The 15,128-nt window shown below is 54.2% G+C and carries 13 protein-coding genes and 1 other RNA gene; 9 read left to right on the top strand and 5 right to left on the bottom strand.

Annotated features, from left to right (window positions below):
* The first annotated feature begins 53 nt into the window (after positions 1-53).
* From IB246_RS18260 to IB246_RS18220, 9 genes are all read left to right on the top strand, one after another.
* Positions 54-878: a (Fe-S)-binding protein gene (locus tag IB246_RS18260; protein ID WP_008036539.1), complete on the top strand. Its 825-nt coding sequence runs from the start codon at positions 54-56 to the stop codon at positions 876-878.
* On the top strand, positions 875-2,329 hold the full coding sequence (locus tag IB246_RS18255; protein ID WP_008029808.1) for a LutB/LldF family L-lactate oxidation iron-sulfur protein: 1,455 nt from the start codon (positions 875-877) through the stop codon (positions 2,327-2,329). The genes IB246_RS18260 and IB246_RS18255 overlap by 4 nt, the downstream gene beginning before the upstream one ends.
* Positions 2,329-3,000: a LutC/YkgG family protein gene (locus tag IB246_RS18250; protein WP_008036540.1), complete on the top strand. Its 672-nt coding sequence runs from the start codon at positions 2,329-2,331 to the stop codon at positions 2,998-3,000. Before IB246_RS18255 ends, IB246_RS18250 begins: the two co-directional genes overlap by 1 nt.
* Entirely contained in the window at positions 2,997-5,816 is a 2,820-nt protein-coding gene (locus IB246_RS18245) for an FAD-binding and (Fe-S)-binding domain-containing protein (RefSeq protein WP_008036544.1), read from the top strand. The genes IB246_RS18250 and IB246_RS18245 overlap by 4 nt, the downstream gene beginning before the upstream one ends.
* A 120-nt stretch (positions 5,817-5,936) precedes the next feature.
* Positions 5,937-6,209, top strand: a complete 273-nt coding sequence (locus IB246_RS18240) for a hypothetical protein (RefSeq protein ID WP_008036547.1) — start codon at positions 5,937-5,939, stop codon at positions 6,207-6,209.
* Between the two features lie 331 nt (positions 6,210-6,540).
* On the top strand, positions 6,541-6,795 hold the full coding sequence (locus tag IB246_RS18235) for a hypothetical protein (RefSeq protein WP_008036550.1): 255 nt from the start codon (positions 6,541-6,543) through the stop codon (positions 6,793-6,795).
* 113 nt (positions 6,796-6,908) lie between these two features.
* Positions 6,909-7,302, top strand: a transfer-messenger RNA (tmRNA) gene (gene ssrA / locus IB246_RS18230).
* A gap of 187 nt (positions 7,303-7,489) precedes the next feature.
* Entirely contained in the window at positions 7,490-8,746 is a 1,257-nt protein-coding gene (locus tag IB246_RS18225; RefSeq protein WP_192230112.1) for an integrase domain-containing protein, read from the top strand.
* A gap of 874 nt (positions 8,747-9,620) precedes the next feature.
* Positions 9,621-10,538, top strand: a complete 918-nt coding sequence (locus tag IB246_RS18220) for a hypothetical protein (protein ID WP_192230110.1) — start codon at positions 9,621-9,623, stop codon at positions 10,536-10,538.
* Between the two features lie 125 nt (positions 10,539-10,663).
* Here the strand turns inward: IB246_RS18220 and IB246_RS18215 are convergent, their stop codons facing one another.
* From IB246_RS18215 to IB246_RS18195, 5 genes are all read right to left on the bottom strand, one after another.
* Positions 10,664-11,419, bottom strand: coding sequence for a hypothetical protein (locus IB246_RS18215; RefSeq protein ID WP_192230108.1), 756 nt, complete (start codon positions 11,417-11,419; stop codon positions 10,664-10,666).
* Between the two features lie 514 nt (positions 11,420-11,933).
* Complete coding sequence (locus IB246_RS18210; RefSeq protein ID WP_192230106.1) at positions 11,934-12,923, bottom strand: reverse transcriptase family protein; 990 nt, start codon at positions 12,921-12,923, stop codon at positions 11,934-11,936.
* The gene (locus IB246_RS18205; RefSeq protein WP_192230104.1) at positions 12,877-13,206 is read right to left on the bottom strand and encodes a helix-turn-helix transcriptional regulator; all 330 of its coding nucleotides are present in this window, start codon (positions 13,204-13,206) and stop codon (positions 12,877-12,879) included. Before IB246_RS18205 ends, IB246_RS18210 begins: the two co-directional genes overlap by 47 nt.
* Positions 13,207-13,245: 39 nt before the next feature.
* A complete protein-coding gene (locus tag IB246_RS18200; protein ID WP_192102760.1) occupies positions 13,246-13,413 on the bottom strand; it encodes a hypothetical protein in 168 nt (55 codons plus the stop codon).
* An 870-nt stretch (positions 13,414-14,283) separates the two neighbouring features.
* Positions 14,284-14,754, bottom strand: coding sequence for a hypothetical protein (locus IB246_RS18195; RefSeq protein WP_192230102.1), 471 nt, complete (start codon positions 14,752-14,754; stop codon positions 14,284-14,286).
* Between the last annotated feature and the right edge of the window lie 374 nt (positions 14,755-15,128).

The raw sequence follows: 15,128 nt of genomic DNA, 5'->3' as shown, positions 1-15,128 counted from the left end.
ATATTCAGCAGCCTCAGCGGACGGATAACCGGGACCACCCGGAGACACGCCTGATGAGCGAGCTTTTTTACAACGCCGTGCCGAACGCGACCCGCGTCGCCCCGCCACTGCCCAAGCCTCGGCAATATCCCAGCGAAAAACCGGCACGGGTCTACCTGTTCGGGACCTGCGTGGTTGATCTGTTCTACCCGGAAGCCGGGATGGATGCGATTCACCTGCTGGAACGCGAAGGCATTCGTGTCGAGTACCCGCAAGGGCAAAGCTGCTGCGGGCAACCGGCCTACACCTCCGGTTACACCGACCAGGCCCGGACCGTGGCGCGCGCGCAACTGGCGCTGTTCGCTGGAGATTATCCGGTGGTGGTGCCGTCGGGATCGTGCGCCGGCATGTTGCGCGAGCACTATGCCGACTTGTTCAAGGACGAGCCGCAAACGTTGAAACAGGTTCAGGCCCTGGCGGCCCGGACGTATGAGCTGGCCGAGTTTCTGTTGTTTGTCTGCAAGGTGCAGCTCAAGGACAGCGGCGAACCGGTCAAAGTGGCGTTGCACACATCGTGTTCGGCACGTCGTGAGATGAACACCCACTTGCACGGCCGCGAGTTGTTGGCGCAGTTGGGGAATGTGGAGCGAGTCGAGCACAGCCATGAAAGTGAATGCTGTGGCTTCGGTGGGACTTTCAGCGTCCGTATGCCAGACATTTCCGGCGCGATGGTGGCTGACAAGACCCGGGCGTTGAAGGAATCTGGCGCGCACAAGGTACTCAGTGCCGATTGCGGTTGCCTGATGAACATCAACGGCTCGCTGGAGAAACAGAAGGAAGCGTTGCGCGGCCAACACCTGGCCAGTTTCCTTTGGCAGCGCACCGGAGGTGTTCAATGAACGCTTCCGCGATTATTCCTACGGTTGCCGTAGAAGAAGATTTCCGCACCCGTGCGCACAAGGCGTTGGGTGACAAGCAACTGCGAAACAACTTTCGCACTGCGATGGATTCACTGATGACAAAACGGGCAGCGTCCTTCAGCGATGCCCATGAAAGAGAACATTTGCGAGCACTGGGCAATGCTGTCCGCGCCCGTGCGTTATCGAAGTTGCCCGACCTGCTCGAGCAACTTGAACAGAACCTGACCCGCAACGGTGTAACAGTGCACTGGGCGGAAACGGTGGACGAAGCCAATGGCATCGTCCTCTCGATCATCCGCGCTCACGAGGGGCGGCAAGTGATCAAGGGCAAATCGATGGTCAGCGAAGAAATGGAGATGAACCATTTCCTCGCTGAACGGGGCATTGAATGCCTGGAATCGGACATGGGCGAGTACATCGTCCAGCTCGACCACGAGAAGCCTTCACACATTATTATGCCGGCGATCCACAAGAATGCCGGTCAGGTCGCGTCCTTGTTCCATGACAAACTTGGCGTGGAATACACCAAGGACGTTGACCAACTCATTCAGATCGGTCGCAAAGTCTTGCGGCAGAAATTCTTCGAAGCGGACATCGGCGTCTCAGGCGTCAACTTCGCCGTGGCCGAAACCGGCACTTTGCTGCTGGTGGAAAACGAAGGCAACGGGCGCATGACCACCACGGTGCCGCCGGTGCACATCGCCGTTACCGGCATCGAAAAAGTCGTGGAAAACCTGCGTGACGTGGTGCCGCTGGTGTCACTGTTGACCCGCTCGGCCCTCGGCCAGCCGATCACCACCTACGTCAACATGATCTCCGGCCCACGCAAGGCCGATGAACTCGATGGCCCGCAGGAAGTGCACCTTGTGCTGCTGGACAACGGTCGCAGCCAGGCCTTTGCCGACAGTGAATTACGCCAGACCCTGAACTGCATTCGCTGCGGCGCCTGTATGAATCATTGCCCGGTCTACACTCGAATCGGCGGCCACGCCTATGGGGAGGTTTACCCTGGGCCTATCGGAAAAATCATCACGCCGCACATGGTCGGCCTGGCGAATGTCCCGGATCATCCGAGTGCGTCATCGCTGTGTGGTGCTTGCGGCGAAGTCTGTCCGGTAAAAATTCCTATCCCTTCCCTACTGCGACGCCTGCGGGAAGAGAACGTCAAAGCCCCGGATAGCCCGCATCAAGTGATGCGCGGCCAGGGCAGCAAGTATTCGCGCAAGGAGCGTTTTATCTGGAATGCCTGGGCGAAACTCAACAGCTCACCGACGCTGTATCGACTGTTCGGCTTTGTCGCCACGCGTCTGCGTGCCCTCGCACCGAGCAACGTCGGCCCCTGGACGCAAAACCACAGCGCCCCGAAACCGGCTGCCCGCTCACTGCACGACATGGCCCGCGAGCATCTGGCCAAACAGGGAGATCGCTGATGAGCGCCAAGCAAAACATCCTCGCCAAGTTACGGAAAAGTCTGACCGGCACCACGCCCGTGCCTGACGAGTTCGACGTCGAACTGGTGACAGCGCCGTACACCTACGCACCCGAACAACGCATTCCGCAGCTGCGCAAACTGATGGAAGCGGTGCACACAGAAATCCACCTGACGTCCGGCGAAGCCTGGCCTTCGTTGCTTGCTCAGTTGCTGCAGGATCGTCAGCTGCCCAGCCTGTTGATCGCGCCGACGACGCCGCACGGTCAACGTGTCACTCAGCACTGGGCGAAAAATCCTGGCTTGCCGACGCTCAAGGCCTACGACCGTCCGGTGGAAGAATGGAAAGCCGAGCTGTTCAACGACACACCAGCCAGCCTGACCACCACCCTCGGCGCAATCGCCGCGACAGGTAGTCTGATTCTCTGGCCGACGCGGGAAGAACCGCGCTTGATGAGCCTGGTGCCACCCGTACATTTCGCCCTGCTCAAGGCCAGTGAAATCCGTGACAACTTCTATCAGGTGCAGCAGGAGTTCAACTGGGCTCACGGCATGCCGACCAACGCGCTGTTAGTGTCCGGCCCATCGAAAACGGCCGACATCGAACAAGTCCTGGCTTACGGTGCCCACGGCCCGAAAGACCTGGTGGTTTTGATCCTGGAGGACCAATGACTCTACCGGCGACTTTCCTGCGAGATGCGCAGCAACTGATACCTCAAGAACGACGGTTCGACGACCCGCTGTCGACATTGGCGTTCGGCACCGATGCCAGTTTCTACCGGTTGATTCCGCAACTGGTGATCCGCGTCGAGTCTGAAGATGAAGTGGTGGCGCTGCTGAAACTGGCGCAACGGGATCAGGTTCCGGTGACCTTCCGCGCCGCCGGCACCAGCCTGTCCGGCCAGGCCATCAGCGATTCGGTGCTGATCGTGCTTGGGGATAACTGGAACGGACGCGAGATCCGCGGCCACGGCACGCAAATCCGTCTGCAGCCGGGCGTCATCGGCGCGCAGGCCAACGCGTGGCTGGCGCCGTTCGGACGCAAGATCGGTCCCGACCCGGCCTCGATCAACGCCTGCAAAATCGGCGGTATCGTCGCCAATAACGCCAGCGGTATGTGCTGCGGCACGGCGCAAAATACCTATCACACGCTGGCCGGGATTCGCCTGGTGCTCGCCGACGGCAGCCGTCTCGACACCGAAGATGCGGCGAGTGTCGCGGCGTTTCGTGAGAGCCACGCAGCATTGCTTGAACGTTTAGCGACACTGGGCCGCGAGACCCGCGCCAATTCCGAACTGGCTGCAAAAATCCGCCACAAATACCGTCTGAAAAATACCACCGGCCTGTCACTCAACGCCCTGGTGGATTACGACGAGCCTGTGGATATCTTGAGCCACTTGCTGGTGGGTTCCGAAGGCACGCTGGGGTTCATCAGCGCCGTGACCTACGACACGGTGATCGACCACCCGAACAAGGCGTCGGCACTGATCGTGTTCCCGGATGTGGAGACCTGCTGCAACGCCGTCACCGTACTGAAAAGCCAACCGGTGTCGGCCGTGGAACTGCTCGACCGTCGCAGTCTGCGTTCAGTACAGAACAAACCCGGCATGCCGGATTTCGTACAGCACCTGTCGAACAATGCCTGCGCACTGCTGATCGAATCCCGCGCCGCGTCGTCGACTTTGCTGCACGAGCAACTGGCGCAAATCATGGCGTCGCTGACTTCGTTCCCAGTGGAAAAACAGGTCGATTTCACCGAAGACCCAATCGAGAACGCCCGCCTCTGGGCCATTCGCAAGGACACCTTCCCCGCCGTCGGCGCGGTGCGCAAAACCGGCACCACGGTGATCATCGAAGACGTGACCTTCCCGGTAGAACAACTGGCCATCGGCGTGAATCGTCTGATCGAGTTGTTCGACAAGCATCACTACGACGAAGCGATCCTTTTCGGACACGCGCTGGAAGGTAATCTGCACTTCGTCTTCACCCAAGGCTTCAACAACCCGGAAGAAGTCGCACGCTATCAGGCGTTCATGGACGACGTGGCGCAGTTGGTCGCGGTGGAGTTCGGCGGTTCGCTGAAAGCCGAGCATGGCACCGGTCGCAACATGGCGCCGTTCGTGGAGCTGGAATGGGGCAGCGATGCCTACCAGTTGATGTGGCAGCTCAAACGCCTGCTCGACCCCAACGGCATTCTCAATCCGGATGTGGTGCTCAGCGACGATCCGCAGATTCACCTCAAACACCTGAAGCCGTTGCCGGCCGCCGACGAGATTGTGGATAAGTGCATCGAGTGCGGTTTTTGTGAGCCGGTCTGCCCGTCGAAAGGCCTGACCCTGAGCCCGCGCCAGCGCATCGTGATCTGGCGAGACATTCAGGCAAAAAAACGTGCCGGTGTGGACACCACGGAACTCGAAGCCGCTTACGAATACCAGGGCATCGACACCTGCGCCGCCACCGGGTTGTGCGCACAGCGTTGCCCTGTAGGAATCAACACTGGCGAGCTGGTGAAAAAGCTTCGTGGCCGTAAGGCGACGCATACGAAAGCTGCCAGTTGGCTGGAAGGCAATTTCGCCACCGCGCTGCAAGGCGCCCGTTTCACCCTGCACGTGGCCAATGGGGCGCGGATGCTGCTGGGGGCGCCACGTCTGGCGAAGCTTTCGGCAACGCTGACGAAGTTGTCCAAAGGCCGGGTCCCACAATGGACCAACGCCATGCCGCAGCCAGAAAAAGCCATCCGCTTCAGCCCGATCGTGTCGGACGAGCGCCCTCGCGTGGTGTACCTGGCGGCTTGTGTCTCGCGGGTCATGGGGCCTGCGGCCGGTGATAAAGAGCAAATGTCGCTGTACGACAAAACCCGTGGTCTGCTGGAAAAAGCCGGTTACCAGGTCGTCTTTCCGGACAACCAGGACAGTCTCTGCTGCGGCCAGCCGTTTGCCTCCAAGGGCTACGCCGAACAGGCCGAACACAAGCGCCAGGAACTGATTGGCGCATTACTGCACGCCAGCCGTGGCGGGCTCGATCCGATCTACTGCGACACCAGCCCCTGTACCTTGCGACTGGTTCAGGACCTGGGAGATGTTCGACTGGACCTGTACGACCCGGTGCGTTTCATCCGTACGCATTTGATGGATCGTCTCGACTTCACGCCGCAGGAAGCGCCCATCGCCGTGCACGTCACGTGCAGCACTCAGCACCTCGGGGAAAGCCAGGCGCTGATTGATCTGGCGCGCAAGTGCAGCAAAAACGTGGTCATTCCCGAAGGCATTCACTGCTGTGGATTTGCCGGCGACAAGGGCTTCACCACGCCGGAGCTGAATGCCCATTCGCTGCGTACGCTCAAGGACGCGGTGCAACAGTGCAGCGAGGGGATTTCGACCAGCCGCACCTGTGAGATCGGTCTGACGCAACATGGCGGAATCGACTACCACGGGCTGGTCTATCTGGTGGATCGGGTCACACAGCCGAGGGGCTCTGAAGAAAAATAGAACCCTGACGAAACGTCGTAGTCCACTGGTTAAGCCCGGACATTGCCGGGCCTTACCCAACCTCGGCAGCCCGTTCTGATGGCCGGTAAACACCTGAGCCCTCAGTTCAAGGAGATACTCATGAAACGTTCTGTACTGTTAGGTCTGTTCGTTACTGTCTCGCTGATGGCATCCCCCTCGTTTGCCGCTGAAGACCTCTGTGCGGTCAACATTAAAACCATCGAAAATGCCAGGGCACAGACTCCTCCAGAAATGTCTGATCAGGTAATGGACAGCGTCAAGCAAGCCAAAGCCGATCAGGCAAAAGGCACCAAGGAAGGGACTGACGATTGCATCGCCGAGACAGAACAAACGATCAAGCAAATCAAGGACGCGAACAAAGGCGGGAAGTAACCCGGCACAATGCAGACCTTCGGGTGGGCTTTCCTTGCGTTCAACTCGCAGGCTTGTTGCTCATCAAGATTCACAGAGCAACAGGCCAGGGAGCGCTCAGGATGGCTCCACCCAATGCGAAACAAACCAAAACCCGCTAACTGCGGGTTTTGTTGCTTCTGGGGTTTGGGCATGCATGGACCTTTTTTCCATAGCCTTTGGGTGAAAAGCGAATTCTTGCGCAGCGTCGTAGTCTTTTAGTTAGGGCCGATCAATCGTGGCTTGTTTTTCGACCTCGGCCGAGCCCCCGTCCCTATGGCAGCACCGAGACTACCCGTACAAGGAAATATCCATGAAACGTACCGCGATCGCTGGTTTGCTCATGTCTGCTGCACTGTTGGCTTCTCCCGTATTTGCAGCGGACAACGACCTGTGTACGAGCAAGCTGCAACAGCTCAAAGCCAAAGTGAATGCACTGCCGGCGAGCCCTGACAACACCACAATGGAGATCAAAAGACTGCTGGCCAGCGCCGAAGCTTCAAAAGCTGCCGGGGACGACAAAAAATGCGTCACCGAGGCCACCCAGGCATTGTCGCTGGCAAACTGAGCAAAGATCCCAACCCATGATCACTCGCGCCAAGCATCGGGTGGCCTTCTGAGCCACGTTGGCGTACACTGCGCAGGCTTGCTGCTCACTTTGATTCACAGAGCAACAGGCACGGGGCCGTTTAGGATTCGACGCCGGTCGCGAAACTTTAGGTGCATGCCGAGTTGGTAACAGAACTCGTAAATCCACTGTTGCAACTTCTTATAGTTGCCAATGACGAAACCTACGGGGAATACGCTCTCGCTGCGTAAGCAGCCTTAGCCCTTCCCTTCTGGTACCTTCGGGTCCAGCAATCATCAGGGGATGTCTGTAAACCCAAAGTGATTGTCATATAGAACAGAATCGCCGTGCAGTACGTTGTGGACGAAGCGGCTAAAACTTACACAACTCGCCCAAAGCACCCTGCCCGTCGGGTCGCTGAGGGTTAACTTAATAGACACGGCTACGCATGTAGTACCGACAGCGGAGTACTGGCGGACGGGGGTTCAAATCCCCCCGGCTCCACCACTTCATCATCTAAAGACGTCCACGGACGTCTTTTTTTGTGCCTGAAATCCAGTGAAATCAAGGGTTTGAGCGTTACTGGGCTCCATAGAACGTTTTTGAGTTCCAGCCGACTTGGTATTCCCAGTGGTATTCCCGGCTACCCAGCGCTAATCTTGGGAATACCAAAAGGTGACATGGAGTACTTCTCATGTGCGCTCAAACCGCCCGCCTCTCGGACCGTCAGCTCAAGGCTGTCAAACCCAAAGACAAGGACTACGTCCTCACCGATGGTGACGGGCTTCAGCTGCGAGTCAGGGTCAATCGCTCGATGCAGTGGAATTTCAACTACAGGCATCCAGTAACGAAGAACCGAATCAACATGGCACTCGGTACCTATCCCGAGCTTTCTCTTGCACAAGCCAGAAAGAAAGCGGTTGAGGCCCGAGAGCTGTTGGCGCAAGGCATCGACCCCAAAGCTCAACGCAACGAGCTGGTGCAAGCCAAACGAGCGGAGACAGAGCACACGTTCGAGAACGTAGCCACGGCCTGGTTCGAACTGAAGAAAGATTCCGTCACACCGGCATATGCCGAGGACATCTGGCGCTCACTTACGCTGCATATTTTTCCGAGCATGAAATCGACACCCCTCTCGGAAGTCAGCGCCCCGATGGTCATCAAGCTCCTTCGCCCAATCGAAGCCAAAGGCAGTCTCGAGACAGTGAAGCGGTTGAGCCAACGGCTCAACGAGATCATGACTTACGGGGTGAACTCCGGGCTGATTTTCGCTAACCCTCTCAGTGGCATTCGGGCGGTCTTCAAGAAGCCCAAAAAAGAGAACATGGCCGCGCTACGACCCGATGAGCTTTCCGAGCTCATGATCGAAATCGCGAACGCCAGCATCAAGCGGATCACCCGCTGCCTGATCGAATGGCAACTGCACACCATGACCCGCCCTGCCGAAGCGGCTACCACCCGATGGACAGACATCGACTTCGACAAACGCATCTGGACCATCCCGCCGGAGCGCATGAAAAAGCGTCGTCCGCACACCATCCCGCTGACCGAACAGGCACTCGCCTTACTGGAGACGCTCAAGCCCCACAGCGGCCACAGGGAATACGTGTTCCCGGCAGATAGAAACCCGCGCACCCACGCCAACAGTCAGACTGCCAACATGGCGTTAAAACGCATGGGCTTCCAGAACCGCTTGGTCAGCCACGGCATGCGCTCCATGGCCAGCACCATCCTGAACGAGCATGGGTGGGATCCGGAGCTCATCGAAGTCGCGCTCGCGCATGTCGACAAGGACGAAGTCCGAAGCGCTTACAACCGGGCGGACTACATCGAGCGCCGGCGTCCGATGATGGCTTGGTGGAGTGAGCACATCCAGAAAGCGGCCACTGGCAACCTGTCGGCATCTGCGATCAATCAAACCAGAGACCACAACGTCGTGCCGATACGGTGAGCGCTCACCGGACACCGCCAGTAACCGAGAATGACTTCCCAGATGAAGCGATGGTTGATTTGGCGACAGCAGCGACAGCGGCGACAACCTGCGTAATACCTGGTTTGCAGCATGGCGACAGAGCTTGCGACTGTCGCCGCTGCAAACCTAGCTCTTGGGGCTTTCTCGGCCAAGCCCACGCGAGCGGGAAGGCTCCGCATTCCCCCTCGCATGGGCTCTGCGTAATTACATCTCACTCGACCACCTAATTGCATTGCCACTGACCAGTCATTTGCATTCGCACTGACCAGCCGTGTGCAGTTGATGGGGGTGTCAGCGGTTGCCACTCAGCGCGAGTGCGTCAGCCAAGCACTCAAGGACTGCAACCGACCGATTCTGTTGAAAAAGTCGGACGTGGTTTCCACGGTAGAAAAGTACGCGCCTGAGATTGAAATCCTTACCTTCGGCAGAGGCTACCGGGCTTGGATTTCACGTAGCAGCGTGCAGAAAAGGCGTTTTCACCGATCAATATGCGGGCAGTCTGGAAGGACCGACTTTTTCAACAGAATCGACACTAAAGAGACATTCGCTGTTCTCCTCTCCCTGCTGCAACCCGAACTGCTACAACCGCGGGCGAGAGGTCATTTACCTGCTCACCCCATAAACTGTATGCATAGCCGATATCAATGTTAACAGCACCGCAAAAGCCGGCAGGAGACAAATCTACTCCTGCTTGGAAACGGCCACTCTGTTGGGACAGCTTTTATAAAAGAGCCTATGGCACCAGCTAAATTGACGCGAAAGCAGTAGGAATCCATTCGGAGATTTCTTTTATGTTGCCCAATTGCCTGCGTCCTTATAGGCTCAGAGCCCTAAAAAACGAAGCGGATCCCCGATGATCACGGAAATTCCAACTAGTGATGAATTCGCAGCGGCTGCCTACGCGCAGTTCGACTTTGCGTGGGACATCGTCATTTCATTTCTGACGACACTGGACGAAGCCGGCCAGTATGTGGATGTGGACAAGGATGACCAGACTCAGTTCTGGGAGGCCGCACGGCAAAGGATTCTGACTTCACTCATTATTGCCCAGCAGGGCGTCGAACTCGCGATCAAAGGCAAGCTCGTAGGCTTCAGCCCGTACTTGCTACTGGCCGGATCTCCGTCGGATTGGCCTAAGGACAAGACTGGTAAGGGGATAGAGTATTCAGAGTTTCGTACCATTGACGCCCAAGACCTGATAAAGGCTTACAACACGGTAAGCCCTCAGCCTTTCGACCCCAAATTCATGGAGCTATTCGAGCGGGTACGGAGGCTTCGAAACTCAGCTATGCATTCAGTAAATGCGAAGCTTCAGATCTCACCCAAAGAAGTTATTTTGATCATCCTCGAAGCCCACGAGCACCTCTACTCAGGCCAAAGCTGGGTCATGGCGCGAAGAGACTTCTTGTTCTCAGCACCCGCGGCTCAGATTTATTTCGACAATGACCACATTGACGGCATCTTGGTCCGTGAGTTTTGGACAGTTTTCAACCTGCTATCCAAGTCCGAGCGCGAACGCTTCTTCAAGGTAGCCGCGGGTGTTCGCAAATATATCTGTCCAGCTTGCAAATATCACTCTGGCGAACTTGACGGGCCTCCCCCTCACTATGCCGTACTGAGTCCGAACAAACCGAAGTCCTCCACCTTATGGTGCTTCGTGTGTAACGATACGCACCTTGTGCGCCGAAAAAAATGTATCACCGAAGGGTGCAAGGGCAACGTCATCAGCGAAGAGTATGTTCACTGCTGTACCTGTGGTGAAGAGCAGTAAACGTGATCAAAGACTAGGAGCGGTGCGCTATCACTGATAGCGCGGCTCCGCTTCAAATCGCTCTGGCCCGCATCGACAATCAATTTTTTCGGGAGCATCATCGCACTCTCGCCGGCTTCCACCGCCTATAGCGTATCTAGGTCGGCTTTAAGTGCTGCAAGAAGCTTTTTATTCAAATCAACAGTTCGATCATTTAGTCCGGCAGCTTTTGCATTAACCTCATCAGGAATGCGCTTAGTATATCGAAACTCTTCACTGAAAATATAACCGATTACCCCTTCGAGGTACGACTTCGACTGGGTTATGGTTGCTCGCAGCGCATCCAGCAAATCAATTATTTCTTGAGCCGCATTTAGTTTTACACCGTTAACCTGTGCAAAAAGCTTAGCCTCCTGCGCCCTGACTGAACTGATGATAGCTGTAGCCTTATCATTAGCCTCGGCAAACAACTTGTTCGAAATACCAAAATCACTTGCGAACCATGCGCTGATCATTGGCCTAAGCTCATTTTCGATAATTTCGATATTCAGCCCGCGAAACGCATCAAGCTCATCCATAAACTTGTGATATTCGCGACTTTTGTTTTCATATTTATACTTACGCTTCTGTATATCGATCTCATGATCTCGCTTTTGCTTATCAAGTTTTTCAGCGCTCTGCTGCTTCAGGCTCTCGATTTCTTTAGCGTGAACTTGCTTCACCCTCTCAGTCTCTAAAGTATAATCGTGTATTACTCTTTGCTTTTCGACCTCAATGCGCCCAACGTCTTCAATCAACGCTCTATTCTTGGCCTTTTCTTTGTAAAGCGTTTTAAAAAAACCAATTACACAGACAACTAGCAATGATGTAACTGTAGCGAAGAGTGCTTCCATTAATTCCATAGTAATTCCTGGTGATAATTTTGATTATAGCAATCTCAACAACGCCCGATCCTAGAAGGGAATCTTTCCGGCGGTACGATGCTTGCACCACGCGAACCCACGAGAGACCGAGCAAGCTCAATGTATCTTCTTTGGCAAGTTACTACATTTTGAATTGCCTATTCAAATATCGAACCCTACACTCTTTCGGCCGTGATCTAATCTGGACCACTATCAGCACACGTATGAACTGGCCCCTTCCCATTTACTGGGGCATGGCTTTGACCATGTCCCTTGAGGAAGGGGCACATTGTCTTCACGATCCTGATGGTCATCACACGTTTTTTTGTCAGACAAACTGAAGAGGGCTACATATCCTAAGCCACCTCAGAGCTAGACACTGCGTGGTCAAGGATTCGCAGCTGAAGTTCGTCTAACCTAGGTGCTCAATTGGCGGTCGGGCCTCTGACGCTGGCGGCGCTTATTGCAGAACGTTGAACGCGGATGTCTTTAAAAAATTCAGCATAGCGAACAACTACTGATTGAGTTCGTCTTCAGCATCTTTACGACTGTAAACAGCCCATTTTTCATATTTCACGGCATCGATCGTGGCAGCTTCGTTAATTGTTCCCGCTAGCTTTTGTTTAAGTTGCGCCGCGGTAAAACCATACGCCTTTCCTTTTCCGTCGATAGCGTCTTGAATTTTACGTGCGCCTTTCAATCTCGCATGCGGAACAGAAAGTTTAGCTTTGTGTGAAATGACACCGGTGATATGGGCTGGGACTCCAAACCTAAATATCTTGGTTTTTTCTTTTGCTAATTCATAACCAAAGCGGCTGGCGATAATCTTTAGTTCAGATTGAAATTTTCCAGAGATTTGATCTCCAGAAAAGGTTAAGTCATCTATGTAACAGGTGAAATTTAATCCGTATTTGATTGCCAAGGCTTCGCATTTATCAAATAAGCCCTTAGCTGCCCAAAACGAAAGAAGAGGGCTAAGTGGGCTTCCGGTAGGCATTACACCATTCCAGGTTGTCAACGAGGCAAGCCTGCCTGCGATATCTGTTGGGCAGCACATAGTATTATGAAAGAAATCATGCACAAGACAGTAGCGGGTAGATCCATAGAAGTTTTTCAGATCGAACGTTGCTGTTTGTCGAGCGCCAAGATGAATAGCTGCATTCGTTTGATACGAGCGGTGCTTTACTCCACCTTGAACGTAGCCGGGGTACTGGACACGACGGAGTATGGATAAAATTCTCTCGTGTAGTTTCCGAAGGCGAGATTTAGGCTCCTGAACGGCTCGATTTTTACGGGATTTTCCCGTGAATGGATTAGGAGCTAAAACCTTGTTGAAGAGTTTGTAATTGCTTTCTGATTGCAAAATTACTTCAAGTTCGATAGTGCTAATATTGAGCAAGTCAGCCAATCGCTTCGGTGAGCCTACTTTATATAAGGCGCACTGATGAATTGGTAGTTCATTGTCGGGCTTTCGTTTTTTCCTTATATTTTTCTTTGGCTGCATTTCGATCTTCATTCCATTCAAGTAACGAAATAATTGTTTTCGCCAATCCGAAACGCAGGTTGTCAGTAGGGCGAGGGGAGTCGATACTCTCAGAAAAAAACAAAATCGATGATAGTGGTATCTCGAAATAATCGCTGTATTTTCTCAGCAACTCAATAGATGGTTGCTTCTTTCCAGACTCAATCTCGGATAGGTGAGAGTTTGATATTCCCAATCGAGAACATAACTCTGTTTGAGATAGGTCGTAGTAAGAACGAATTAATTTAAGGGCCTTGCCTAACATTTTGCACACCTCTGATGAATGTGACACCAGCGGGGTAGACTACTCATGGAAGAACGCGATGATCTTCATCCAGTGCTTGTCAATTATCGACAGTAACGGCACAAGAATCTTGATCACACCAAAGCAGGTTTTGAGTAATCTCAAACGCTGCTTTGTCTTCACTTTTGCCAGGTACAGTTCTTCGGCTTTCTCGTCACGTGGTTGCATATTGAATGCTCCTGTAAGGGTTTGCGTCAGTCCACGACATGTGGAACCGACCTCTCGATGCAACCTTTACAAGCCAAATGACCGATGTTTGAACTGTATTTTTCCCCCTCGCTGAAATCACCAGGCTTCGACGTCTCGACGAAGCCTACAAGACCGCACCACATACGCGCACGGTGACGACCGCACACGCCCGGCCCAAAAGTTAGAGGTCCAAAATCAACCCCCGCAGTGCCGTAGCACCTACAAGCAATCGAGAAATCATCGACCGCAAAATCATCATGGCAGAACACGATAGGCAGGTCAAAAAATATTTTCGCTCACAGCGAAAATATTTCGTGATTACCCTGTCCCCCACTACGTTGGACATGGCGCACGCCAGATTGGCGAAATGAGTACTTTTGACTGTTGCAGGCACTTTCACGAATCTCGCCTGACTCTACCTAAATGCTGCTGGACGCCCTGAAATTTGTGGAGCAGGTGAAGGGAAAATGAACCCTCGCTATCAGCGCGGGAAGCTTTTGATACCGCCTGAAGCCGTATTCAAGATCCGTGCTGAGCAAAATCCAATGAGGCTTCTATTTCCTTCTTCGAAGAAAGCCGCTTTGGCCGCTGAGCATCAGATCCCCAGGAGCCGCTTGATGATCATCGGGTGATACCCAGCGAGTTCCTCCCCCCTCACCAGGTATCGATTAGTCCGGTAAAATTCGTCCTCGATTTGAAATTCACCAGGCCTGAACGAGATCAATCACAAGTCGTACATATCTAGTGATCGCATCGGCCACCCGCTCCACTCTCCAAACGAAAAAGCCCTATTTGTACAGGGCTTTTTATTTCGTTTCTGGAAGCTGTCGAAACCTTTAGAGAACGGGATCAGGAAAGCTGACGTACACGCCCTTCAAGCAGACTTCTTCCTAGAGAAAAGAACCAGCACTGTGCCAACAATGCGAATCCCCAGACGAAAAAGAAGCTAGCCTTTGAGAGCTGAAATGTTTCGGGCTCATACCGCCACCAAAGAACCGGGATAGCAAAGAAAAGGCCGACCAACACACGCCACAGAGAGTGGAATGCTGTTCCGACTTCTGTCCAGGTGGAGCGCCAGAAAGCAGAACGAGCTTTCATCAGCTCTGTTTTCTTCCAAACAAAGCGGTCAAAGAGAACAGCTATGAGATAAGGCGCCGGCAAGGTGACCAGGTACCAGAGTACTTTATCAGGTGGCATCTGAGCTTTAACTGCAGCGTCCAGCAGCTTAACTCCACCTGACCAGTAAGCGATGAAGGTGGGGACGCTTCCCAAAGCCAAAGCAATGAAAAACTCTTGATACAGCCTCGTGCGCTTATCCATAACCACCATAAAGTCAATTTTAGAGCGCCATCATAACAGCATTGCGCCACTATCAGCCTGGGACCCGAGTCTGACCGCCGGCGTCAAGCAGGTGCTTCGGTGCCAGATGCGCATACCTCATCGTCATGCCGACGTCTCCCTCGCCGCAGTTAGCGCACTGAGAAGGCTTGACCGGTATCTGGTAGCCCCGGCAGCCTCCTCTACTGCTCCGAAAAAATAAATTGCCCTTGGTTTTCGTACTCACAAGATGACCGTATATGGACTCCTCCTCGTTGCAAGCCCCCTTCGCTTTGGCGCCCGTGCCGACTGCACACGTATATTCGGCCTCTGATTTCAGCATCGATTCGATGCAGGGCCATGATGGGCTATTCGCG

It is taken from the genome of Pseudomonas sp. PDM01 (genome assembly GCF_014852325.1).
Lineage (GTDB): Bacteria > Pseudomonadota > Gammaproteobacteria > Pseudomonadales > Pseudomonadaceae > Aquipseudomonas > Aquipseudomonas migulae.
This window is presented reverse-complemented; position numbering and strand designations above follow the sequence as displayed.

What these genes read in the sequence shown, in the direction of transcription:
- IB246_RS18260 (WP_008036539.1), top strand. Translation starts at nt 54, where the DNA reads ATGAGCGAGCTTTTTTACAACGCCGTGCCGAACGCGACCCGCGTCGCC.
- IB246_RS18255 (WP_008029808.1), top strand. Translation starts at nt 875, where the DNA reads ATGAACGCTTCCGCGATTATTCCTACGGTTGCCGTAGAAGAAGATTTC.
- IB246_RS18250 (WP_008036540.1), top strand. Translation starts at nt 2,329, where the DNA reads ATGAGCGCCAAGCAAAACATCCTCGCCAAGTTACGGAAAAGTCTGACC.
- IB246_RS18245 (WP_008036544.1), top strand. Translation starts at nt 2,997, where the DNA reads ATGACTCTACCGGCGACTTTCCTGCGAGATGCGCAGCAACTGATACCT.
- IB246_RS18240 (WP_008036547.1), top strand. Translation starts at nt 5,937, where the DNA reads ATGAAACGTTCTGTACTGTTAGGTCTGTTCGTTACTGTCTCGCTGATG.
- IB246_RS18235 (WP_008036550.1), top strand. Translation starts at nt 6,541, where the DNA reads ATGAAACGTACCGCGATCGCTGGTTTGCTCATGTCTGCTGCACTGTTG.
- IB246_RS18225 (WP_192230112.1), top strand. Translation starts at nt 7,490, where the DNA reads ATGTGCGCTCAAACCGCCCGCCTCTCGGACCGTCAGCTCAAGGCTGTC.
- IB246_RS18220 (WP_192230110.1), top strand. Translation starts at nt 9,621, where the DNA reads ATGATCACGGAAATTCCAACTAGTGATGAATTCGCAGCGGCTGCCTAC.
- IB246_RS18215 (WP_192230108.1), bottom strand. Translation starts at nt 11,419, where the DNA reads ATGGAATTAATGGAAGCACTCTTCGCTACAGTTACATCATTGCTAGTT.
- IB246_RS18210 (WP_192230106.1), bottom strand. Translation starts at nt 12,923, where the DNA reads ATGCAGCCAAAGAAAAATATAAGGAAAAAACGAAAGCCCGACAATGAA.
- IB246_RS18205 (WP_192230104.1), bottom strand. Translation starts at nt 13,206, where the DNA reads ATGTTAGGCAAGGCCCTTAAATTAATTCGTTCTTACTACGACCTATCT.
- IB246_RS18200 (WP_192102760.1), bottom strand. Translation starts at nt 13,413, where the DNA reads ATGCAACCACGTGACGAGAAAGCCGAAGAACTGTACCTGGCAAAAGTG.
- IB246_RS18195 (WP_192230102.1), bottom strand. Translation starts at nt 14,754, where the DNA reads ATGGATAAGCGCACGAGGCTGTATCAAGAGTTTTTCATTGCTTTGGCT.